The sequence below is a fragment of the Youhaiella tibetensis genome (assembly GCF_008000755.1).
GTDB lineage: Bacteria > Pseudomonadota > Alphaproteobacteria > Rhizobiales > Devosiaceae > Paradevosia > Paradevosia tibetensis.
On record NZ_CP041690.1, the window covers coordinates 1,814,043 to 1,834,176 of the forward strand.

Below are 20,134 nucleotides of genomic sequence, written 5' to 3' on the forward strand. Positions count from 1 at the left end.
AGTAGGGGCGTGCGGCGAGGGCCGCGCGCCCGCCGGTTTCGGCGGTGGACAAGCGCGTCCCCGCCAATCTTGCCTTGACTCTCAGGCATGTGGCAGGCAAAGGCCCCGCCCAACTTTCTTTACACTATCAGCGCCCGCGTCATAGTTTCTGGCTGGGTGGACCCAAGCGGGGAGGGCAGAGTGACCAAGCGCGCATTTACGTTTCCGGGGCAGGGCAGCCAGGCTGTCGGCATGGGCAAGGAGCTCGCCGACGCGTTTCCCGAGGCCCGCGCCGTCTTCGATGAAGTGGACGAGGCGCTGGGCCAGAAGCTCTCGACCCTGATGTTCGAGGGGCCCGACGACACGCTGCGCCTCACCGAGAACGCCCAGCCCGCGCTCATGGCGGTGAGCATGGCCGTCGTCCGCGTGCTCGAAAGCAAGGGCGTGACGCTCAAGGACGTGGCGGATTACGTCGCCGGTCACTCGCTGGGCGAATACTCCGCGCTTTGCGCCGCCGGCACATTCACGCTCGCCGATGCCGCCCAATTGCTGCGCACGCGCGGCCTTGCCATGCAGCAGGCCGTGCCTGTGGGACATGGCGCCATGGCGGCGCTGCTCGGACTCGACCTGGCAACGGCCCAGGAAGTCGCTGATGCCGCCGCCCAGGGCGAGGTCTGCGACCTGGCCAATGACAATGCGCCGGGCCAGGTGGTGATTTCGGGCGCCGTCGGCGCCATCGAGCGCGCCGTCGAGATTGCCAAGACCAAGGGCGCCAAGCGCGCCATGCTGCTGCCCGTCAGCGCGCCGTTCCATTGCTCGCTCATGGCGCCGGCGGCCTCGGTGATGGCCGAAGCGCTGGCTGCCGTCGACATGAAGGCGCCCGTCGTGCCCGTGGTTTCCAACGTCATAGCCCGCCCGCTCCTCGACCCGGCCGAAATCGCCGAGCGACTGGTCGAGCAGGTTACGGGCCGCGTGCGCTGGACCGAAAGCGTTGCCTGGCTCACAGGCGAAGGTGGCGTCACCCAGCTCTATGAACTGGGCACGGGCAAGGTGCTGACCGGCCTCGCCAAGCGCATCAACGCGGATGCGTCGGCCACCGCGCTCAACACGCCCGCCGATATCGACGCCTTCGTCGCTTCACTCAACGCCTGAACAAGAGGACCACACCGATGTTCGACCTTACCGGCAAGCGCGCCCTCGTTACCGGCGCCAGCGGCGGCATCGGCCGCGAAATCGCCAAGGCCCTGGCCAAGGCCGGCGCCACCGTGGCCCTGAGCGGCACGCGCGTCGAAGCGCTTGAGGCCGTGGCCGCCGAGATCGGCGCCGGCTCGCCGATCCTGCCCTGCAACCTTTCGGACCTTGCCGCCGTCGACCAGCTCGTGCCCCAGGCCGAGGCGGCCATGGGCGGGCTCGACATCCTCATCAACAATGCCGGCGTCACCCGCGACAACCTCTTCATGCGCATGAAGGATGAAGAGTGGGACCAGGTGATTGCGGTCAACCTCACCGCCGCCTTCCATCTCAATCGCGCCGTGCTGCGCGGGATGATGAAGCAGCGTTTCGGACGCATCATCGGCATTTCTTCGGTCGTCGGCGTGGTCGGCAACCCGGGGCAGGGCAACTACGCCGCCTCCAAGGCCGGCCTGATCGGCATGAACAAGGCGCTGGCCTACGAGGTCGCGTCGCGCAACATCACCGTCAATTCGATTGCACCCGGTTTCATCGCCTCGGCGATGACCGACGAGCTCAACGACAAGCAACGCGAGAGCATCCTTGCCAAGGTTCCCGCGGGGCGTCTGGGAACCGCCGAGGAAGTGGCCGCGAGCGCAGTATTCCTCGCCAGCGACGCTGCCGGGTACATCACCGGACACACCCTGAACGTGAACGGCGGCATGGTAATGCTTTAAGCCCGGGAAAAGCGCGGTTTCCGCTATTGGCCAAAGGTCGCAAAGTGTGTTAGGTCGCCGCTTGATTGCGCACTGGAAGCCCAGTTTTGGCGCTTTCATCTGAACGCAGTCCGCTTACACTGCGCCTTGCCCCGGTACGATCGGGTATAGCGCTGGCAGAATGAACGAAACCTTTTTTGGTAACTAAGGAAGTCAAGCATGAGCGATATCGCTGATCGCGTCCGCAAAATCGTCGTCGAGCACCTCAACGTCGATCCGGAGAAGGTCGTGGAAAAGGCCAGCTTCATCGACGATCTGGGCGCCGATTCGCTCGATCAGGTCGAGCTGGTGATGGCCTTCGAGGAAGAGTTCTCGGTCGAGATCCCGGATGACGCCGCCGAATCCATCCAGACGTTCGGCGATGCCGTTTCCTTCCTGACCAAGGCCGTCGGTTAATCCAGCCGAGCGGTCACAGTCTGATGGAATTGCGCCGCGTTGTTGTCACTGGAATGGGCATCGTCTCCCCGCTCGGCGTGGGTGTCGAAACCGTCTGGTCCAACATTCTTGCCTCAAAGAGTGGCGCAAAGCGCGTCGACGACTTCGATGTGGAGGACCTGGCCTGCCAGGTCGCCGGCCGCATTCCATTGGGCAGCTATTCCGAGGGCAAGTACAACCCGGATGACTGGCTGGAGGTGAAGGAGCAACGCAAGGTTGACCCCTTCATCGTCTACGGCATCGCCGCCTCGGACCAGGCGATCAAGGATTCCGGGATCGACCTCTCCACCACCGAAAAGCAGGAACGTTCCGGCGTCCTCATCGGTTCGGGCATCGGCGGCATCGGCGGCATCTACGAAGCCTCCATCACGCTGGCCGAAAAGGGCCCGCGCCGCATTAGCCCCTTCTTCATTCCCGGACGGCTCATCAACCTGGTCTCCGGCCAGGTGTCGATCCGTCATGGCCTGAAGGGGCCGAACCACTCGGTGGTCACCGCTTGCTCCACCGGCTCGCACGCAATCGGCGACGCCGCCCGTCTCATCGCCCTGGGCGATGCCGATGTGATGGTCGCCGGTGGCGCGGAATCCCCGGTCAACCGGCTCTCGTTTGCCGGCTTCTGCGCGGTTCGCGCCCTGACGACCGGCTTCAACGACGCCCCCGAAAAGGCCTCGCGCCCCTACGACAAGGATCGCGACGGGTTCCTGATGGGTGAGGGCGCAGGGATCGTCGTGCTCGAGGAATACGAGCAGGCCAAAGCCCGCGGCGCCAAGATCTACGGCGAAGTCGTCGGCTACGGTCTTTCCGGCGACGCGCACCACATCACGGCGCCCGCAGAGGACGGCAACGGCGGCTACCGCTCCATGCAGGCCGCGATCAAGCGCGCCGGCATCACCCCTTCCGAGATCGACTACATCAACGCCCACGGCACCTCGACGCCCCTGGGCGACGAGATCGAGCTCGGTGCGGTGACACGCCTTCTGGGCAACCACGCCGCAGATGTCCTGATGTCTTCGACCAAGTCCGCCGTCGGTCACCTGCTCGGTGCCGCCGGCGCGGTGGAAGCGATCTTCTCGCTTTTGGCCATGCGCGACAACGTGGCGCCGCCCACGCTCAACCTCGACAATCCATCCGTCGAGACCGAGATCAATCTCGTGCCGCACACCCCGGTCAAGAAAGAAATCAACGTCGCGCTTTCGAACTCCTTCGGGTTCGGCGGCACCAATGCCACGCTGGTCTTCCGCAAGCTCGCCTGACCTCAGTAGGCCGCACTCGGCTCGGACTGCGCGACGTCCCGCTTCGGCGGGGCGCCGAACATGCGGGCATATTCCCGGCTGAACTGGGACGCGCTTTCATACCCCACTTCATAGGCCGCGCCCGCCACGTTCGTGGCACTGCTCTGCATGAGCCGGCGCGCCTCGAGCAGGCGTAGCTGCTTCTGATACTGGAGCGGCGTCATCGCCGTCAGGTCCTTGAAGTGCTTGTGGAACGCCGAAGGGCTCATGCCCGCTGCCTCGGCCAGTTCTTCGACACGGACGGCGCGGGCAAAGTTCTGGCGCAAGAGGCGCAAGGCGTCGGTGATGCGTCGTGCGTGGCTGTCGCGCGCCGCCACCCGGGAAAGCTCCGCAGCGTGCGGACCGGTCATCAGCCAATAGGAAATCTCGCGCATGATGGCCGGGTAGAGGACGGGAATGGCCTTGGGATTGTCACCCAGGCGCAGGATCCGATCGATGCAACTCGCCAATTGTTCGTCCACGTCCTGGATGAAGATCGCCGACTGGTCGGAGGGTGTCGGCAAAGGCGGTTCCTCGAGCGCCGACATGACTTCGCGCATGATCCCGATATCGAATTCCAGAGTGAGCCCGAGGTAGGGCTCGTCGCGGCTCGCCTTGACGATGGCGCCCAGGGCAGGGACCTCCAGGGCCACCACCAGCGCCTGCATCGCGCCATAGTTGAGCGTGGTGTCGCCAAGGGTGATCGACTTTTCGCCCTGGAGCACCAGGCAAAGCGCGGGCCTGTAGATGCGATGGTTGGGCATGACGCGCTGGCTGGCCCGCGACAGGTGAAGGCCCGGAACGGCAGTGACGAAGGCACCGTCGCCGTCAGTCTCAATTAGCCGCAGAAAGTCGCTCTTGAGGGTCTCGAGCATGGCAGCTCTCCGTGTTTCGCGACTGCGAACATAGGCCCTCCGACTGACCGGGCCAAGCTTGGGTTTGGAGGAATAGGCAAGAAATCGGACGGTTCCGGCATTCAGCTTACGGGCAGTGGCGACCATATTCCGGGCCGAAACTGACTGTGGAGTATGACCATGCTGAACGAAGAAAACACCGGAAAACTGGCACTTGTCACGGGCGGAAGCCGCGGCCTTGGGCGCAACACCGTGATCGCGCTGGCGCGTGAAGGCGTGGATTCCATTTTCACCTATCACTCAAATAAGGCAGAGGCGGACGCGACGGTCTCGGCGGTCGAAGCCCTTGGGCGCAAGGCCGTGGCGCTGCAACTGGACGCCGGGGACACCGCGACGTTCGACGCCTTCGTCGAAACGGTACGCGGCGCTCTCGCCACCACCTGGGGACGGGAGACGTTCGACTTCCTCGTCAACAATGCCGGCACCGCGCACTATGCGCCGATCGCCCAGACCACCGAGGCCGACTTCGACCGGCTCTACAACATCCACTTCAAGGGCGTGTATTTCCTCACCCAGAAGATGTTGCCGCTGATCAGCGATGGCGGGCGGATCGTCAACATCTCCTCTGGCCTCACCCGCTTCGCCCTGGCGGGCAGCAGCGCCTATGCGGCAATGAAGGGAGCGGTCGAAGTACTGACGCGCTATCTTGCCAAGGAACTGGGCGCTCGCGGCATCGCGGTCAACACGGTTGCGCCGGGAGCTATCGCCACCGACTTCGGTGGAGGCCGTCTGCGTGACGACGCCAGCATGAACGCCTTCGTGGCCTCGGTGACGACCCTCGGCCGCGCCGGACTTCCGGACGATATCGGCCCCATGATCGCTTCGCTGCTTTCGAGTGGCAATCGCTGGGTGACCGGCCAGCGGATCGAGGCCTCCGGCGGCATGTTCCTCTAGGGAAAATCGCGCGGCCTGCTTAGCCGGGGAGATTTGGGTTTTCCCAAGTCTCCCCCTCTTGCTTTTGCCTAAATCCTGCAAACAATGGCCGCCACCTGGGGCAAGGGGGCGCAGCGGTGATTTGCCGATGCGATTTTTCACGAAACTAGACCGCGCCTGAACGGTGGCGCGGCCATCAGAGGATTGTGCTGAGCATGGCCGACCGCAAGAACAAGAGGGCAAAGCCCCGACGCCGTAACGGCCTGATCGACATTCTCAACGGCTTCCTGTCGCTGCTGGTGATCGCCATCATCCTGGTCGGCGGGCTGTTCTTCTTCGGCCTCAACCGTTTCTATTCCCCGGGGAACATTCCCGAGGACACGACCTTCCTCGTCGAATCCGGCTCGAGCCTGGGCGTGACCGCCGAGCGCCTCGAAACGCGCGGCCTCATCGACAACCGCATGATCTTCCAGGCTGCGGGCATCGCGCTCAAGAAGCAGGGCAAGCTCAAGGCCGGCGAGTTCAAGATCGCGGCCCATTCGAGCATGGCCGACATCCTCTCCGAACTGACCGAGGGCACCCCCGTGCTCTATGGCGTCACGGTTCCGGAAGGCTTCACCTCCTGGCAGGTCATCGAGCGCATCAACGCCGATTCCCACCTCATCGGCGAGATCACCTCGCTCCCGCCAGAAGGGTCGATCCTGCCCAATACCTATAGCTACATCCCCGGCGACACCCGCCAGTCCGTGCTCGACAAGATGCAGGCCGCCCACAAGAAGGCGCTTGAGGAAGTCTGGGCCAACCGCGACCCGGACCTGCCCATCAAGACACCCGAGGAACTGGTGACCCTTGCCTCCGTGGTCGAGAAGGAGACCGGCGTCGCCTCGGAGCGCCCGCAGGTGGCAGCGGTGTTCGTAAACCGCCTCAAGAAGGGCATGCGCCTCCAGTCCGACCCGACCATCATCTATGGCATCACCAAGGGCCAGTCGACGCTCGGGCGTGGGCTCAAGAAGTCCGAACTCGAGGCCAAGACGCCGTATAACACCTACCAGATCGACGGGCTTCCCGCCGGCCCGATCGCTAATCCGGGCATCGAATCCCTGCGTGCCGCGGCCAATCCGGCCAAGACCAACGACCTCTATTTCGTCGCCGCCGGTCCCGTGCCTTCCGACGGACACCTTTTCTCGGAAACCTACGCCCAGCACCGCAAGAACGTCGCCAAGTGGCGCGCCATCGAAAAGCAGATGGCGCTCGACGCCCAGGCCGACACCGAAGCGGCCAAGGATGCCATCGAGGCCGAACAGGCCAAGGAAACCGGCGACAGCACCACCGCCCAGTAACCAGGGACACCCGGACCATGACTCAGCCGCTTGCCAGCATGACGGGCTACGCCCGCGCCTCGGGGACGGCAGGAGCCGTCTCGTTCACCTGCGAGATGAAATCGGTCAACGGGCGTGGCCTCGACATGCGCATGCGCCTGGCGCCCGGGCTCGATCCCATCGAGGGCGAAATCCGACGGCGCGTCGGCGCCTTGGTAGCGCGCGGCTCGCTGACGGTGACCGTCAACATCGACCGTGAGGGCGCCGGGGGCGAGGTCGTGGTCAACCAGCAGGCTCTCAAGGCGGTGCTCAAGGCCATGGATGGCCTCGAGGGCAAGGTGGATGCGCGCCGCCCAAGCCTTGATGGCATCCTGGGGCTCAAGGGCGTGCTCGACCAGCACGAAAAGCCACTCGACCCGGAAGAGGAAGAGGCGCTGCACGCCGCGCTGCTCCAGTGCGTGGAGCGGTGCGTCGCGGGCCTGGTCGAGGCGCGCCGACGCGAAGGCGCCCAGATCGGCGCGGTACTGGCGCGGCATATCGATGAGATCGAGCGGCTGACGCGGCTTGCCGAGACCCATCCCTCGCGCGACCGGGCGGCTGTACTCGAACGCCTGCGCGGGCAGGTGGCTGACCTTGTCGCCGCCGGGGCAGGTGTTTCCGAGGAGCGCATGGCGCAGGAAGCGCTGTTGCTGGCGACGCGCGCCGATATCCGCGAGGAGCTGGATCGGCTGGTCGCCCACATCGCCAATGCCCGCCAACTGCTGGCTGCTGGCGGGCCGGTCGGCCGCAAGCTCGACTTCCTCTCCCAGGAATTCAATCGCGAGGCCAATACGCTCTGCTCCAAGAGCAATGCAGTGGACCTGACGGCCATCGGGCTTGACCTCAAAGCGGCGATCGATCAACTACGCGAGCAGGTTCAGAACATCGAATAACCGGAGACCGCGATGGACTTCCCACGTCGGGGCGTGATGCTGGTTCTCGCGTCCCCATCGGGCGCCGGAAAATCGTCGATCACACGCACGCTTTTTGGCCAGGACCCCAATATCGGCCTGTCGGTCTCCGTGACCACGCGCGCCCGGCGCACCGACGAGGTCGAGGGCAAGCACTACTACTTCGTCGACCTGCCCACCTTCCACCGCATGAAGGACAATGACGAACTGCTCGAGTGGGCCCAGGTCCACGACAACTTCTACGGCACCCCGCGCGCCAAGGTGGAAGAGCAGCTCTCGGCCGGCAACGACATCCTTTTCGATATCGACTACCAGGGCACGCTCCAGCTTTACGAGAAGTGCCGCAAGGACATGGTGACGGTCTTCATCCTGCCGCCGTCGATCAATGAACTGCGCGCCCGCCTCGAGCGCCGCGCCCAGGACAGCGCCGGCACCATCGAAAAGCGCCTGCGCAACGCGCGGCTGGAGATGGATCACTATGGCGAGTACGACTACGTGATCGTCAATGAAGACCTCGAGGACTCCACCCAGAAGGTGCGATCCATTCTCGCCGCTGCCCGCCTCAAGCGCGATCGCCTGTCGGGAATGGATAGCTTCGTCAAAGACTTGCAGGCGCAGATAGACTCTCTTTGAGAGCGCGTTGAATCGATCTGTGAAGCGGCGAGAGCTAGTCGCGCTCGCGTGCATATTCGCTATCGAGCCGCGCAATGGTTGTGGGCCCGGCCTGCGGGTCGACCTGCTTGAGGATCGCGTCGATCTTGGCCTCCATCCGCTCGTTGCCCTCCTTGGATTGGGACGAGCCGACGTGAAGGAGGAAGGCGAGCCCGGCCACGTTCCAGATGAGCTGGAGGAAGTCGGACTGCCAGTTCTCGAGCGTATCGCGCATCATGGTGACGAAGTAGCCGTCAAATGTCGGTTGCTGGCCGACCGCATGCGCTTCCTGCGCAAAGGCCAGCCATCCGAAAATCCAGTGGCCGGTGGCGGAAATGACGAAGAGGCACAGGGTAACCCAGGCAAAGCTGTATCGGGTCCAGATCGAACGGCCGGGCATCGGATCCTCCTTGATCGGATGCCCTAATCTGTCACTGCGCCAAAGCTTGGGGAACTGCCATCATCAGGCGACCGTTGTACCCACGAGCGAGGACAGTGCCATGCGCTACACGGTTTTGCTACGTTACCGGCCCGAGACGGGGCAGCGCCCCTTCGATCACCCCAGCAAGTCTGACCATCAGGTCGAAGGCGATCTGAGCCTGCTGCCCAATCTGGGCGATCACATTCACCTTGAAAGCATGGGCGGAGAGGATGAGCCGAGCTTCGACGGGATCGTCGCCGAACGCCATTTCCGCTATCGCGGTGGCGATAGCTGCGAGGTCGAGATCGTCGTTGGTCCGCTCCACGCGAGAGTGGAAGAAGTTCAAAGACTTGGACTTCACGCCTGAATCAAGATGAGAGGCGGCTCTAGCGGGCCGCGTAGACCTTCGCCATGGCCAGGAACGCCTCGACCGGCAGTTCTTCCGCCCGTTCGTCACCCTTGAGCCCAGCCGCTTCCAGCAGCTTCTCTACCGGCACTCCCGTAGCCTTGAGGCTCTGGCGCACCATCTTGCGGCGCTGCCCGAAGGCGGCCTTGGTTACGGCCTCCAGGTCGCGAACCCTGACGCTCTCATCGATCGGCTTGGGCACCAGATGCACCACGGCGGAGGTCACGTTGGGCGGCGGCGTGAAGGCCTGGCGGCCGACGTTGAACGCGATGCGCGCGTTGGTGCGCCAGCCAGCAAGCACCGCGAGGCGTCCATAGGCATCATCGCCCGGCCTGGCGCAGATGCGCTCGGCCACCTCGCGCTGGAACATCAGCGTCAGGCTCTCGTAATAGGGCGGCCAGGGATCTGCCGACAGCCAACCGGTGAGGAGCGGGGTGGCGATGTTGTAGGGCAGGTTGGCGATGATCCGGGTCGGCCCATTGGCCAGGGTCCGGTAGTCGATCTCGAGCGCATCCCCGGAGATGACGATCAGACGCCCGGGATAAGCCGCCTCGATCTCCTGGAGGGCAGGGAGGGCGCGCGGGTCGCGCTCGATGGCGATCACCTGCCGCGCGCCTTCGGCAAGAAGCGCGCGGGTGAGACCACCGGGCCCAGGGCCGACCTCGATGACCGTCGTCTCCTCGAGTGACCCGGCTACGCGTGCGATGCGCGCCGTGAGGTTGAGATCGAGCAGAAAGTTCTGGCCGAGTTCCTTCTTGGCGCGCAGGCCGTGCGCGGCGATCACTTCGCGGAGCGGCGGCAGGTCGTCGATCTGGCTCATGGGTGGCTGGTCATCCTGTCGGCGAGGCGGATGGCCGCCAGGAAACTCGACTGCGAGCCCTTGCCGGTCCCCGCAAGGTCGAATGCCGTGCCGTGGTCGGGCGAGGTGCGCACGATCGGCAGGCCCAGCGTGACGTTGACGGCTTCATCGAAAGCGACGGTCTTGATCGGGATCAGCGCCTGGTCGTGATACATCGCGATCACCGCATCGTACTCGCGCCAATGGGCGGGAAAGAACAGGGTGTCGGCCGGGAAGGGGCCCTCGGCCCTGATGCCCTCGTGGACGAGCGCGGCGACGGCCGGCGCAATGATCTCGACTTCCTGTCGTCCGATCGTCCCGCCTTCCCCGGCATGCGGGTTAAGGCCGGCAATGCCGATGCGGGGCTCGGCGATGCCGAAGCGCGCGCGCAGGTCGTGCGCCACGATCCGCGTGGTCTTGAGAATGAGATCCGTCGTCACCAGCCCCGGCACTTCGTGCAGCGGAACGTGGATGGTCAGCGGAACCGTCCGCAGTTCCTCGTGGGCCAGCATCATCACCGGCAGGCGAGGGGCGTTGCCGGGCGTGGCGCAAAGCGCAGCCAGGTACTCGGTGTGCCCAGGATACTTGAACCCGGCCGAATAGAGCACACCCTTGTGGATCGGCGCGGTGACGAGCCCCCTACAGGCGCCGCGCAGCGTGTCGGCCACGGCGGCGGAAATGGCTTCCATCACCACATGCCCGGAAAGCGGCGTCGGCGTGCCCGGATTGTCCGGTACCATCCCCTCGACATCGCGAACCGGCAGCGTCGTGGCGAAGTCGGCGTCAGTTCCACCTAGGGTAACAGCGATGCCCAAACGCACGGCCCTCGCCGCCAGGAACGCGGCGTTGCCATAGACCACAAAGGGCGGAAGCTTAAGCTCCGCCCTCTGAGAGTAAAGCTTCAGGATCAGGTCCGGCCCGATCCCGGAAGGTTCGCCCATGCTGATCGCAAGAGGCGCCAGAGCTCCGGCCAATCCCGCCTCGCTTAGTTGTAGGAGATGCGAGCCTTGGCCCGGAGATCCTTGAGGTACTTGTCGGCAGCCGACTTCAGCTGATCGTTGCCCGACTCCTGGCGGATGCTGTCCTTGATGAAGGTGAGGTCACGCGCCTCGGCCTTCGAGCAGACGGCGAGCATCGAGACGCCGTTGGAGACCACCCGCGGCTTGGTGATACCGCCGACATTGAGCCCGGCCAGTTCCTTGGCCAGCGCCTCGGGGAGCTGGGTGGCGTGGCGACGGCCGACATCGGTCACCGCAACGTCGGTATACTTGGTCGAAAGCTGCACGGCGCTGTCGCAGCCCTTGAAGGCGGCGCGATAGGCATTGGCCTGGCCCGAACGCCCGCCACCGCCGATGAACAGCACTTCCTTGAGGATGTAGTCATAGCTGTTGGCAGCGGTGACCTTGCTCGCGGCCTTGGCATCCAGCTCGGTCTCGGAAACCTGGACGTTCTGGTTGACGACCTGGCCGACCACCGCCTGCCAGGCGAGCGACGCCTTGAGACGATCGCGCAGCGTCTGCATGTTCACGCCCTGCTGGGAGAGCACCTTCTTGAGGTTCTCCTCGCTCATCTTGAGGTTACGCGCCACGGTAAGGAACGCCCCGTCGACCTGGCTGTCGGAGATGTTGACGCCGATGCGCTTGGCTTCATCGATCTGGATGACTTCGTTGATGAGCTGTTCGGTCGCGCCCTTGGTGCCGCCGCCGCCTTCCAGCGCCAGGAGCTTGACGCGCTGGGCAATCTGAACGTCGGTGATCGGGGTGCCGTTGACGGTCACCTTGACCGCTGCAAGGGCAGGGGCGGCCAGTCCGGCCAACATCACGAGCCCCAGAACCAGGGCGCCAATCTTACGAACCATCGTCATCATCCGTTCTATCGCCTCGCTGCGCGGTCACGCGCGGATCGAGGCTGTTTGGTGGAAGAATACGGCCAAAATCCGTTGCCGGACTAAAGCATTTTGCCCGCCAGGGGAAGCCGCGGCGGCACGGGCTAGAGCGCGAAATCGGCTCCATCGGGCCCACGCAGGCGGAAACTGAACAGGAATCGCGTGTCATTGGCGGTAGAAGCCGTCGGACCGGTCCTGGTCACATTTGCGCCATAGGACAGATATCCGTCATCGTAGTAGAGCCCGCCCTGCATTTCGAGCCACTGGTTTGTAGCCAGATCCCAGTAGAGCCCGGCGCGCACACGCCAGTAGTCGAGCCACGGCAGCGGCACCGGAGCGCCGACGACGGCCCCGATCTCGTGCTGGTCGTCATCGACGCCCAGCGCCGGGTTAGCGCGCAGGTAGACGTATTCGAGATCGGCGGTATAGCCGTAGTTCGAGAACCCGGCCGCAGCCGCCGCGCGCGTCAGCTGGCCCGCGCCCGGATCGAACTGCACCTTGGCGCCGGCGCGATAGATGTTCCAGAGGGAGCCGCGCACCCCCGCGACCATGTAGGACGCATCCGACCCCAGACCCGAACTGGCGGCGTTGCCGACCTGGCTGGCATCGGCTGTCGCAAAGGCATTGGTGCCCGCCAGATGGAAAGACTGCCCGGCCAGCAGCTCGACCCAGCTGTCATCGCCCAGATTGGCCTGGTAGCGCACGCCGACATTGGCTCGCAGGCCCGTCTCTTGGCGGTCGTAGCCAGAGAAGCGATTGAAGCTGAAGAGGTTGGAATCGTCGAAGACGAAGCTTTGCGCGTCATCATTGGTGATGCCGGCAAGGGTGGTGTTGGAGCCGCGGAACACCAGTTGCCCGATAGGCTCGACGATGTGCGACGTCGCTCCGGCAGTCGCCATCAGCGGCCAGCGGACATCGAGCGCAGCGATCGGCGTGATGCTGAAAAGCGTCTGATCGGGCGGGGCAGTGGGGTCGGCACTGGCGCTGTCGAACATCGCTGCGTCCCCGCGCAGGCCGACATAGGGGGTGAACAACAGGCCACCCGGCCCGACGACCTGCTTCTGCCAGGAGCCCTGAACAACCCCATGCACCTTGCGGCCGGCATAGCCGTAGACATAGGGCACCCCATTGGCGGAGTCGGTGTCGTCGGCATTGCGCTGCAGGCCGATGAGGCGGCTCGAGAGCGCCACCTGGCCCAGCCCGTTATCGAGATTGAGCACGCCCTCGTAACGCGCGTTGGGCAGGAGCAATGCCTGCTGGTCCTGCGAAGTCGAGGCAAGCAGGTTGAACTGCTGCACGCGGACATCGCCATACTGATGCTCGCTCAGATGGGTCGCGTAGACTTCGTTGACGCTGTTCTTGGATTCGACCAGAGCATAGTCGGTGAGGAAATAGGGGTCGGTGAAGGTGGTGTAATTCCAGCCCCAGGTCCATTCGCTCGTCGGGGTGAACCGGCCCGAAGTCTGGATGGCGCCGCGCCACTCGCGGTTACCGGGTTCGGTGCCGAAATCGCCCGGGTTCGCCTGCCGGATGACCTCGCCCTTGATCGAGACCTCGCCGTTGTCGAACCGGTGGATCCACTCGGCACCCGCCATCAGACCCTGCCGCGAGGTGATCGTGGGCAGGAAGAAGAGGTCCGTGTCGGCGTCCAGGGCGATCGAATAGGGAACCGTCAGCGCGAAGCCGAACTCTTCACCATAGGCGAACTTGGGTGTGCGGATGGCCTGCTTGGATGGCTGGGTCGGATCGTTGAGCGCCAGCCAGGGGATCCAGGCCATCGGAATGCCGAGCAACTCGAGGCGCGACTGCTCGAGGTAGATCTTCTTGTCGGCCTTGACGTAGGTGACCTTCTTGGAAAACACCTGCCAGCCGATCCGGCGCCCCTTGGAGTCGATGCAATCCCCGCACGGGGAGTATTTGGTGTCGAGCAGGATCGTCTGGAGCGCCTGGCCGTAGTCTACGCTGTCGGCGGTGACAAGCGTGCCCGCGGGGGTGCGCAGGGTCAGGCCGTCGAGGATGGCTTTCTTGAAGCCGCCGGTCATGTCGATGCGGTCGGTGGTGTAGACCACGCCCTGCGGATCGCGCATGCGCACGTTGCCGATGAACGTCATCATGCCCGTGCCCTGGTTGAAAACCAGGCTGTCGCCGGCCCCGTCATAGCCTTCGTAGTGGACGATCACGTTGCCCGACGCCGTGATCGTTCCGGTATTCCCATCGAACGAGAGGGTATCCGCCTCAATGCTGGCCGGCCGGTTCGGGCCGGATTCGGGGACATTATCGAAGAAGCCGGCCGGGAGCAGGGCGCTCTGTGCGAAGGCGGGGGACGCCAGAATCGCGATTGCGCCGGCGGCTGCCAGGCGCAGGAAATACGCGATACTCTTCCGGCGCAGAACCATTACGCGCGCCCGTCCTCTTTGTACAACAACACCGTGAGCCCGATGGTTATGGCGATAAGTGCGGGCCCAAGGGCTGCCACGATTGGTGCCAATACGCCCGACGATCCGGCGCGATCCGCCATCTCGGTCAAAACGAAAACCACCAAGCCCAACACGATACCATAGAGGATCGTCGCCCCATACTTATTGGTCCTTCGATAACCGGCGGTAAACGCAAATGCAATCAGCAGCGACCCGACAAGCAGGGCGGGCAGTGCAAAGAGCTTGTATAGCCGCGTGGCGGCTGCCGCCCGCACGCCCGGATCGCCGATCTGGGAGGCCAGCGCCTGCGCCAGTTCGTAGAGCGTGTAATCCTCGGGGGAGGTGAGCTTGAGGCTGATTTCGGCCGCCGTGCTTGCGGTGGGAACGTCCATCTCTGCGAGGTGATCGATGGGGGCGTCGCTGCGCAACTTCTGCACGCCTGTCAGGTGCCACGCGTCCGGCCGCAACTCGCCCTGTTCGGCCACGATACGCCCCGTCTCGGCATCGTCGCGGTAGAACACCACTACGTCGGTCAGCGACGTGCCTCGGTTATTGACCCCCCGCGCGGTGATCACATAGGGACGCCCCCCGTCCGATTGCTCCAGCCAGAGGCCGTTGCCGCCGACCACGCTGGTATCGCCCACCGGAACGGTCGGGTTCCAGATGCGGTTGGTTTCGACCACCAGGCCCTCGACGACGAAGCTTATTGCCAGCCCGGCCAACACCATGCCGATGATGGGCCCGCGCAGGACGCGCCAGATCGAGACGCCGGACGCCTTGATGATCAGCAGCTCGCGCGTGCGCTGCAATTCGACGAGCCCGATGATAGCGCCCAGCAGCACCGTCACCGGCAGCGTCTTGATGGTCCAGCGCAGGGCACTCACGGCATTGACGAAAACGGCGAGCGGCAGGCCACCGGCTTCCATCAGGTGGGAAAACCGCCAGGCATCGAGGGACTCGACCAGCGCGATCAGCCCGAAAAACACGAGGACGGTAATGCCGATGCGCCCGGCCAGCCGGAAAAGCAGAAGCCTGTCGATGCGGTTCACGGCAGGGTCTCCACGCGTTTAGGGATGCCAGCGAACCACTGATTGATGCGTAGCTTGTAGGCCAGGATGGCCAGCCCTACGAGGATCATGACGACGGCGCCCGCGTAGGGCGCGTAGAGGCCCGGCACGTAGGTGGTGACCAGCCGCTCGCCGAATGCTGCCGCCAGCACTGAGGCTTCGAGCGGCAAGACCAGCCGCAGGCGCTTGCCGGTCGGGAAGCAGGCGAGGCTCGCCACCAGCAGACAGATGCCGACGATGCGCAGCCCCTCCGCCGAGCGGTTGATCAGCATCCTGATCGCTCCTTCGCTCCACTGGCCGGTGGAAAACCCGTCGCGAAGGATGTCGAAGGTCGAGCTCTCGGCAAGCGGATCGCGGTTGACCACCGGATCGGTCAGCCGGTCGAGCGAGACGTCGTAGGAACTGAAGGTGATCTGGGAGAAGGCGAGCTTGTCCGTGGTGTATTGCAGGTAGCCATCGCGCAGGTTGAGGACGTAGCCGTTCTCGTCCTGCGAGACGTTGGCCGATTTGGCGATATAGGTGCGGCGCATCTTAGGGTCGCGGGAATCGTCGACGAAGAAGTCCGTGATCTCTCCCACACCCTGTCGGCCACCGATGACGATGACGACGCCGGGCGTCACCTCGGAAAACCGGTGCGGGCGGAGGGTGCGGCCGACGAGGTCGGCGGCGATGCTGGCCTGCCACTCGCTCAGGCGCCTCTGCGCCAGCGGCTCGACGACATTCGTTAGCAGGAGCAGCAACATCGTGCCCAGGGCAATGAACACGCCAACGGCGCCGAAAAGCGCGCCAAGCCGGCGGCTCGAATGGATGGCATGCAATTCCTGCGACATCTGCAGGTCGCGCAGCGCCCGGCCCATGCCGATGCCCAGGCACACATAGAGGAAGACTATCAGCAGCGGCGGCATGGTGAGCACCGCCTGGCCGATAAGGGTGAAGATGCTCTGGCCCTTCACGGACACGACGTCGAAGACGCGCAGGCACTGGATCAGCCAGATAAGCACGGACGCGACGCCCGCGAACAAAAGCGCGTTCGACCAGAAAAGTCCGACGAGATAACGGGTTAGTCGGGACATCTCGCTTTTGCTGAAAAGTTGAATCCGGGCGGCGGAACTGTGCGTGGCATGTCGCGTATTTGCAAGGCGAAGACCGGGGATTTTTCCCCCATCCGGGCCTTGCCTGCCGATTGTTGCAGGATTGACGCGCCGGGGGACTCCTTGATTGATAGATGCCAGAACAGCCAGAATCCTGGCGACCCACCGAAAGTTCGAGTTCAATGACCCAGCAACTTGTGATCAAGACCGCCGCCTTGCCGGCCAATGCCACCGGCACGCTCGTCGTCTATGCCTTCGAAGGCGCGGCCCCGGCCGGCGCAGCAGCGTCAGTATGGTCGGGCACCGGGCTCGACTGGGATAAGACGGCGGCAGCAGGGGGCTTCAAGGGCAAGCAGGGCCAGCAGCTCGATATCGTTGCGCCAAAGGGCGTCGATGCCCAGCGTCTCCTCGTCCTCGGCGCCGGCAAGGCCGACGCTGCGACCAACCTCACTGCCTGGACCGATCGCGGCGGCTCGCTCGCCGCCAAGATCGCCGCCACCCGCGCCGCTGACGCCGCCGTCATCCTCGATGGTGAAGCGGCGACGCCCCAGGCGATCGCCGAGCTGGCTGCCGGCCTCAAGCTCCGGCACTACAAGTTCGACAAGTACAAGTCTGCCAGGAAGGACGATTCGGAGAACGGCGACGCCAAGACGCTGACCGTCACCCTGCATGTCGCCGACCCGGCCGCCGTCGAAAAGGCCATTGCCGACCGCGGCGCGGTTGCCGACGGCACGATTCTGGCGCGCGATCTCGTCAACGAACCTGCCAATGTCCTGGGTACGCTCGAATTCGCCGAGCGCGCCGGCAAGCTCGCAGAACTGGGTGTGGAAGTCGAAGTGCTCGACGAGCCCGCCATGCGCAAGCTCGGCATGAACTCACTCCTGGCGGTGTCGCAGGGCTCCGCCCGCCCGCCGCGCCTGGTGATCATGCGCTGGAACGGCGGCAACCCCGGCGATGCTCCCGTTGCCTTCATCGGCAAGGGCGTGGTTTTCGATACGGGCGGCATCTCGATCAAGCCGGCGGCCAGCATGGAAGACATGAAGGGCGACATGGGTGGCGCCGCCGCGGTGACCGGCCTCATGCATGCCCTCGCCGCGCGAAAGGCCAAGGTCAACGCGGTGGGCGTCATCGGGCTCGTCGAAAACATGCCGTCGGGCACTGCCACGCGGCCCGGCGATATCGTCAAGGCCATGTCCGGCACGACCATCGAGATTATCAACACCGATGCCGAGGGCCGGCTCGTGCTCGCCGACGCGCTCTGGTACACCCAGGAACGGTTCAAGCCGCGGTTCATGATCAACCTGGCAACCCTCACCGGCGCCATCATAATTGCGCTCGGGCAGGACCATGCGGGCCTCTTCTCCAACAACGACGAACTCGCCGCGCGCCTTTATGCCGCCGGCATCGCCTCGAACGAAAAGGTCTGGCGCATGCCGCTCGGCCCGGCCTACGACAAGCTCATCGAGAGCCGCTTCGCCGACATCAAGAACACCGGCGGGCGCCCGGCCGGCTCGATCACCGCCGCCGCGTTCCTGCAGCGCTTCGTCAACGACGTGCCCTGGGCGCACCTCGACATCGCTGGGGCGGGGATGGGCGTTTCGCCCAGCGAGATCAATACGAGCTGGGGTCCGGGATTCGGCGTCACGCTGCTCGATCGCCTGGTCCGCGACTACTACGAAGGCTGAGGCCGCAACGCCGCCGCACGGGACCCGATTGCATCGGGTCTTGTGCGGGGCTCCGACATGGGCAACAAACGCGCATGCCCGACGTGCTCTTCTACCACCTTGAAAACCAGCCGCTCGAAAAGGTTCTTCCCCAGCTCCTGGAGAAGACTGTGGAGCGCGGCTGGCGCGCGGTGGTGGAAACCGGTAGCCGCGAACGCGCCGAGGCGCTCGATGCCACGCTCTGGACCTACCGGGACGACAGCTTCCTGCCGCATGGGCTGGCTGGAGACGAGATCGATCCCGACCAGCCCATCCTCATCGCCACGGGATCGGAGAACCCCAACGGCGCCAACGTGCGCTTCTTCGTCGATCGCGCCGTACCCCAGAGCGCAACCGGCTACGAGCGGATCGTCTTCATCTTCTCGGGCTACGATCCGGACGCCGTGGTCGAAGCACGAGGCGCCTGGCGCGCGCTTTCGGCGGACAAGGGAAACGCCGTGACCTATTGGCAGCAGGATCCCGGCGGGCGCTGGGTCAAGAAAGCCTGACCATCGTGATCGACACGCCCAACGCGCCCGTCCGCCACCGGTTCTATGAAGACGTCATCGCCATTCTTTTCGGAACCATGATGGTTTCGCTGGGGCTGACGCTCTACACCAAGGCAATGCTGATCTCGGGCAGCACCGCCGGCCTGGCGCTGATCATCCAGTATGCCTTCGGGCTTGGCTTCGGGCCGCTATTCTTCGTGATCAACCTGCCGTTCTTCGTGCTCGCCTGGCTGCGCATGGGCTGGCAGTTCACGCTCAAGTCCTTCATCTCGGTGGCGCTGGTTTCCCTGTTCACCACCTTCACCGCCGATTGGCTCGACCTGGGCGCCGTCAACCCGTTCTACGCGGCCATCGCGGGAGGGGCGATGCTCGGCATGGGCGTGCTGGCGCTTTTCCGCCACCGCGCCAGCGTCGGCGGCATCAACATCCTCGCACTCTACCTGCAAGATAATTTCGGCATCCGCGCCGGTTACTTCCAGCTCGCGGTCGACCTGTGCATCCTGGCCTCGGCGCTCTTCGTGTTGCCGCTCGACCGGGTGCTCATCTCGATGCTCGGCGCGGCCTGCCTCAACCTCTTCGTGGCCATCAATCACAAACCCGGCCGCTACGTGGGCTTCAGCTGATCACTCGGCCATGTCCGACAGGTACATGTCGTACATGGATTGAGCCAACTCGTAGCAATAGGTGATCTCGGCATCCTCGGCGCTGAAATAGGCGTTCGCCTCTTCGCACTCGGTGGCCCGGAAGGTGATCGGTCGGGGCAGCACGTACTTGCTTTCGATCTGCGCCGCCGCAGCCTCCAGGATGCCTCGCTTTTCGAGCTCATCGCGGAAGGCAGCGTAATCTTCGGTGTCGTCGTAGACGACGGTCACGCGCTCGCCCTCGGTGCCATCGGCGAGGTAGGGCTCGAGCATAGAAGCCCAGGCGATGGCCGCCTGTTCATAGACGCCGGCGCAATCCTCCTGGCGCTCCGCGTCCATGTCATAGGCGTCGGCCACTTCCCCGTACCAGTCCGGATCGGCGCCCACCATCATGCAGACCATGGCGTAGGCGCGCTGGATGTCGAGGCTGTGGTCGTCGAAATAGGAGAGGTCGTCGACCCCGCTCACCGTCGTCTTGACCGCGTTGAAGTACCAGCCATCGGCGGCGTCCACCAGAACGTCGCTGGCGTCTTCGGCGGCGTCCGGCCCGAGCAGTTCGACCGCCGCGAGGGCGTCGGCTGCATCCTCTTCCTTGCCGAGGACCGGCAACTCGAACTCTGAGACGAAGAGGTGCCCGATCTCGTGGTAGGTCGTGTAGACCGCATCGTGCATGGCAAAGTTCATGGCATCTTCATCCATGTCTTCGCCCAGAGCGGGCAGGGCGGAGCCCATCCCCATTGCGAAAGGCAGCAGAAAGGCAAGTGCGAAAGTGCGCTTCATGACGGACCCGGAATTGCAGTTTGGCACGCCGAGACCGG

21 protein-coding genes are annotated in these 20,134 nt (G+C 64.5%); 12 read left to right on the forward strand and 9 right to left on the reverse strand.

Translation table 11 applies throughout. The features are described from left to right. Positions 1 to 180 precede the first annotated feature (180 nt). From fabD to fabF, 4 genes are all read left to right on the forward strand, one after another. Complete coding sequence (gene fabD / locus FNA67_RS08695; RefSeq protein WP_280176983.1) at positions 181 to 1,131, forward strand: ACP S-malonyltransferase; 951 nt, start codon at positions 181 to 183, stop codon at positions 1,129 to 1,131. 17 nt (positions 1,132 to 1,148) lie between these two features. Then, entirely contained in the window at positions 1,149 to 1,886 is a 738-nt protein-coding gene (gene fabG / locus FNA67_RS08700; protein ID WP_049704818.1) for a 3-oxoacyl-[acyl-carrier-protein] reductase, read from the forward strand. Between the two features lie 198 nt (positions 1,887 to 2,084). Next, positions 2,085 to 2,321, forward strand: coding sequence for an acyl carrier protein (locus FNA67_RS08705; RefSeq protein WP_035034379.1), 237 nt, complete (start codon positions 2,085 to 2,087; stop codon positions 2,319 to 2,321). A 29-nt stretch (positions 2,322 to 2,350) separates the two neighbouring features. Beyond that, positions 2,351 to 3,613: a beta-ketoacyl-ACP synthase II gene (fabF, locus tag FNA67_RS08710; RefSeq protein WP_049707931.1), complete on the forward strand. Its 1,263-nt coding sequence runs from the start codon at positions 2,351 to 2,353 to the stop codon at positions 3,611 to 3,613. A gap of 2 nt (positions 3,614 to 3,615) precedes the next feature. Here fabF and FNA67_RS08715 read toward each other — a convergent pair whose 3' ends face one another. Further along, the gene (locus tag FNA67_RS08715) at positions 3,616 to 4,506 is read right to left on the reverse strand and encodes an AraC family transcriptional regulator (RefSeq protein WP_147655768.1); all 891 of its coding nucleotides are present in this window, start codon (positions 4,504 to 4,506) and stop codon (positions 3,616 to 3,618) included. A 159-nt stretch (positions 4,507 to 4,665) separates the two neighbouring features. Between FNA67_RS08715 and FNA67_RS08720 the strand changes: the two genes are divergently transcribed. From FNA67_RS08720 to gmk, 4 genes are all read left to right on the forward strand, one after another. Next, a complete protein-coding gene (locus FNA67_RS08720) occupies positions 4,666 to 5,439 on the forward strand; it encodes an SDR family NAD(P)-dependent oxidoreductase (protein ID WP_174851673.1) in 774 nt (257 codons plus the stop codon). 194 nt (positions 5,440 to 5,633) lie between these two features. Beyond that, a complete protein-coding gene (gene mltG, locus FNA67_RS08725) occupies positions 5,634 to 6,758 on the forward strand; it encodes an endolytic transglycosylase MltG (protein WP_053167796.1) in 1,125 nt (374 codons plus the stop codon). 17 nt (positions 6,759 to 6,775) lie between these two features. Next, positions 6,776 to 7,669, forward strand: a complete 894-nt coding sequence (locus FNA67_RS08730) for a YicC/YloC family endoribonuclease (RefSeq protein WP_147655770.1) — start codon at positions 6,776 to 6,778, stop codon at positions 7,667 to 7,669. 12 nt (positions 7,670 to 7,681) lie between these two features. Beyond that, positions 7,682 to 8,320, forward strand: coding sequence for a guanylate kinase (gmk, locus tag FNA67_RS08735; protein ID WP_049704822.1), 639 nt, complete (start codon positions 7,682 to 7,684; stop codon positions 8,318 to 8,320). Positions 8,321 to 8,354: 34 nt separating this feature from the next. Here gmk and FNA67_RS08740 read toward each other — a convergent pair whose 3' ends face one another. Then, positions 8,355 to 8,738: a DUF6766 family protein gene (locus FNA67_RS08740; protein WP_049704823.1), complete on the reverse strand. Its 384-nt coding sequence runs from the start codon at positions 8,736 to 8,738 to the stop codon at positions 8,355 to 8,357. 100 nt (positions 8,739 to 8,838) lie between these two features. Between FNA67_RS08740 and FNA67_RS08745 the strand changes: the two genes are divergently transcribed. Next, positions 8,839 to 9,126 (forward strand): hypothetical protein, encoded by a 288-nt coding sequence (locus FNA67_RS08745; RefSeq protein ID WP_147655771.1) that lies wholly within the window; start codon positions 8,839 to 8,841, stop codon positions 9,124 to 9,126. Positions 9,127 to 9,145: 19 nt separating this feature from the next. Here FNA67_RS08745 and rsmA read toward each other — a convergent pair whose 3' ends face one another. From rsmA to FNA67_RS08775, 6 genes are all read right to left on the reverse strand, one after another. Continuing rightward, positions 9,146 to 9,985, reverse strand: a complete 840-nt coding sequence (gene rsmA / locus FNA67_RS08750) for a 16S rRNA (adenine(1518)-N(6)/adenine(1519)-N(6))-dimethyltransferase RsmA (RefSeq protein ID WP_049704825.1) — start codon at positions 9,983 to 9,985, stop codon at positions 9,146 to 9,148. Then, complete coding sequence (gene pdxA / locus FNA67_RS08755) at positions 9,982 to 10,977, reverse strand: 4-hydroxythreonine-4-phosphate dehydrogenase PdxA (RefSeq protein ID WP_308499091.1); 996 nt, start codon at positions 10,975 to 10,977, stop codon at positions 9,982 to 9,984. The genes rsmA and pdxA overlap by 4 nt, the downstream gene beginning before the upstream one ends. Positions 10,978 to 10,988: 11 nt before the next feature. Further along, positions 10,989 to 11,861 carry a peptidylprolyl isomerase gene (locus tag FNA67_RS08760; protein ID WP_170267258.1) on the reverse strand — a complete coding sequence of 291 codons (873 nt, stop codon included), beginning with the start codon at positions 11,859 to 11,861 and terminating at the stop codon, positions 10,989 to 10,991. 131 nt (positions 11,862 to 11,992) lie between these two features. Next, positions 11,993 to 14,284 carry an LPS-assembly protein LptD gene (locus FNA67_RS08765; protein ID WP_147655772.1) on the reverse strand — a complete coding sequence of 764 codons (2,292 nt, stop codon included), beginning with the start codon at positions 14,282 to 14,284 and terminating at the stop codon, positions 11,993 to 11,995. After that, positions 14,284 to 15,354, reverse strand: a complete 1,071-nt coding sequence (locus tag FNA67_RS08770; protein WP_147655773.1) for an LptF/LptG family permease — start codon at positions 15,352 to 15,354, stop codon at positions 14,284 to 14,286. The genes FNA67_RS08765 and FNA67_RS08770 overlap by 1 nt, the downstream gene beginning before the upstream one ends. Then, positions 15,351 to 16,445, reverse strand: a complete 1,095-nt coding sequence (locus FNA67_RS08775) for an LptF/LptG family permease (protein ID WP_082201994.1) — start codon at positions 16,443 to 16,445, stop codon at positions 15,351 to 15,353. Before FNA67_RS08775 ends, FNA67_RS08770 begins: the two co-directional genes overlap by 4 nt. Before the next feature lie 200 nt (positions 16,446 to 16,645). On the opposite strand from FNA67_RS08775, the gene FNA67_RS08780 reads away from it, so the two are divergent. From FNA67_RS08780 to FNA67_RS08790, 3 genes are all read left to right on the forward strand, one after another. After that, positions 16,646 to 18,148: a leucyl aminopeptidase gene (locus FNA67_RS08780; RefSeq protein ID WP_147655774.1), complete on the forward strand. Its 1,503-nt coding sequence runs from the start codon at positions 16,646 to 16,648 to the stop codon at positions 18,146 to 18,148. A 74-nt stretch (positions 18,149 to 18,222) separates the two neighbouring features. Then, the gene (locus FNA67_RS08785) at positions 18,223 to 18,675 is read left to right on the forward strand and encodes a DNA polymerase III subunit chi (protein WP_147655775.1); all 453 of its coding nucleotides are present in this window, start codon (positions 18,223 to 18,225) and stop codon (positions 18,673 to 18,675) included. Further along, a complete protein-coding gene (locus tag FNA67_RS08790) occupies positions 18,633 to 19,298 on the forward strand; it encodes a YitT family protein (RefSeq protein WP_244616556.1) in 666 nt (221 codons plus the stop codon). The genes FNA67_RS08785 and FNA67_RS08790 overlap by 43 nt, the downstream gene beginning before the upstream one ends. Here FNA67_RS08790 and FNA67_RS08795 read toward each other — a convergent pair whose 3' ends face one another. Further along, positions 19,299 to 20,096: a DUF4344 domain-containing metallopeptidase gene (locus FNA67_RS08795; protein WP_170267259.1), complete on the reverse strand. Its 798-nt coding sequence runs from the start codon at positions 20,094 to 20,096 to the stop codon at positions 19,299 to 19,301. Between the last annotated feature and the right edge of the window lie 38 nt (positions 20,097 to 20,134).

Bases quoted from the DNA above. Each gene is read 5' to 3' on its own strand.
- fabG (WP_049704818.1), top strand. From the start codon at position 1,149: ATGTTCGACCTTACCGGCAAGCGCGCCCTCGTTACCGGCGCCAGCGGC.
- FNA67_RS08705 (WP_035034379.1), top strand. From the start codon at position 2,085: ATGAGCGATATCGCTGATCGCGTCCGCAAAATCGTCGTCGAGCACCTC.
- FNA67_RS08715 (WP_147655768.1), bottom strand. From the start codon at position 4,506: ATGCTCGAGACCCTCAAGAGCGACTTTCTGCGGCTAATTGAGACTGAC.
- FNA67_RS08720 (WP_174851673.1), top strand. From the start codon at position 4,666: ATGCTGAACGAAGAAAACACCGGAAAACTGGCACTTGTCACGGGCGGA.
- mltG (WP_053167796.1), top strand. From the start codon at position 5,634: ATGGCCGACCGCAAGAACAAGAGGGCAAAGCCCCGACGCCGTAACGGC.
- FNA67_RS08730 (WP_147655770.1), top strand. From the start codon at position 6,776: ATGACTCAGCCGCTTGCCAGCATGACGGGCTACGCCCGCGCCTCGGGG.
- gmk (WP_049704822.1), top strand. From the start codon at position 7,682: ATGGACTTCCCACGTCGGGGCGTGATGCTGGTTCTCGCGTCCCCATCG.
- FNA67_RS08740 (WP_049704823.1), bottom strand. From the start codon at position 8,738: ATGCCCGGCCGTTCGATCTGGACCCGATACAGCTTTGCCTGGGTTACC.
- FNA67_RS08745 (WP_147655771.1), top strand. From the start codon at position 8,839: ATGCGCTACACGGTTTTGCTACGTTACCGGCCCGAGACGGGGCAGCGC.
- rsmA (WP_049704825.1), bottom strand. From the start codon at position 9,985: ATGAGCCAGATCGACGACCTGCCGCCGCTCCGCGAAGTGATCGCCGCG.
- FNA67_RS08760 (WP_170267258.1), bottom strand. From the start codon at position 11,861: ATGGTTCGTAAGATTGGCGCCCTGGTTCTGGGGCTCGTGATGTTGGCC.
- FNA67_RS08765 (WP_147655772.1), bottom strand. From the start codon at position 14,284: ATGGTTCTGCGCCGGAAGAGTATCGCGTATTTCCTGCGCCTGGCAGCC.
- FNA67_RS08775 (WP_082201994.1), bottom strand. From the start codon at position 16,445: ATGTCCCGACTAACCCGTTATCTCGTCGGACTTTTCTGGTCGAACGCG.
- FNA67_RS08780 (WP_147655774.1), top strand. From the start codon at position 16,646: ATGACCCAGCAACTTGTGATCAAGACCGCCGCCTTGCCGGCCAATGCC.
- FNA67_RS08785 (WP_147655775.1), top strand. From the start codon at position 18,223: ATGCCCGACGTGCTCTTCTACCACCTTGAAAACCAGCCGCTCGAAAAG.
- FNA67_RS08795 (WP_170267259.1), bottom strand. From the start codon at position 20,096: ATGAAGCGCACTTTCGCACTTGCCTTTCTGCTGCCTTTCGCAATGGGG.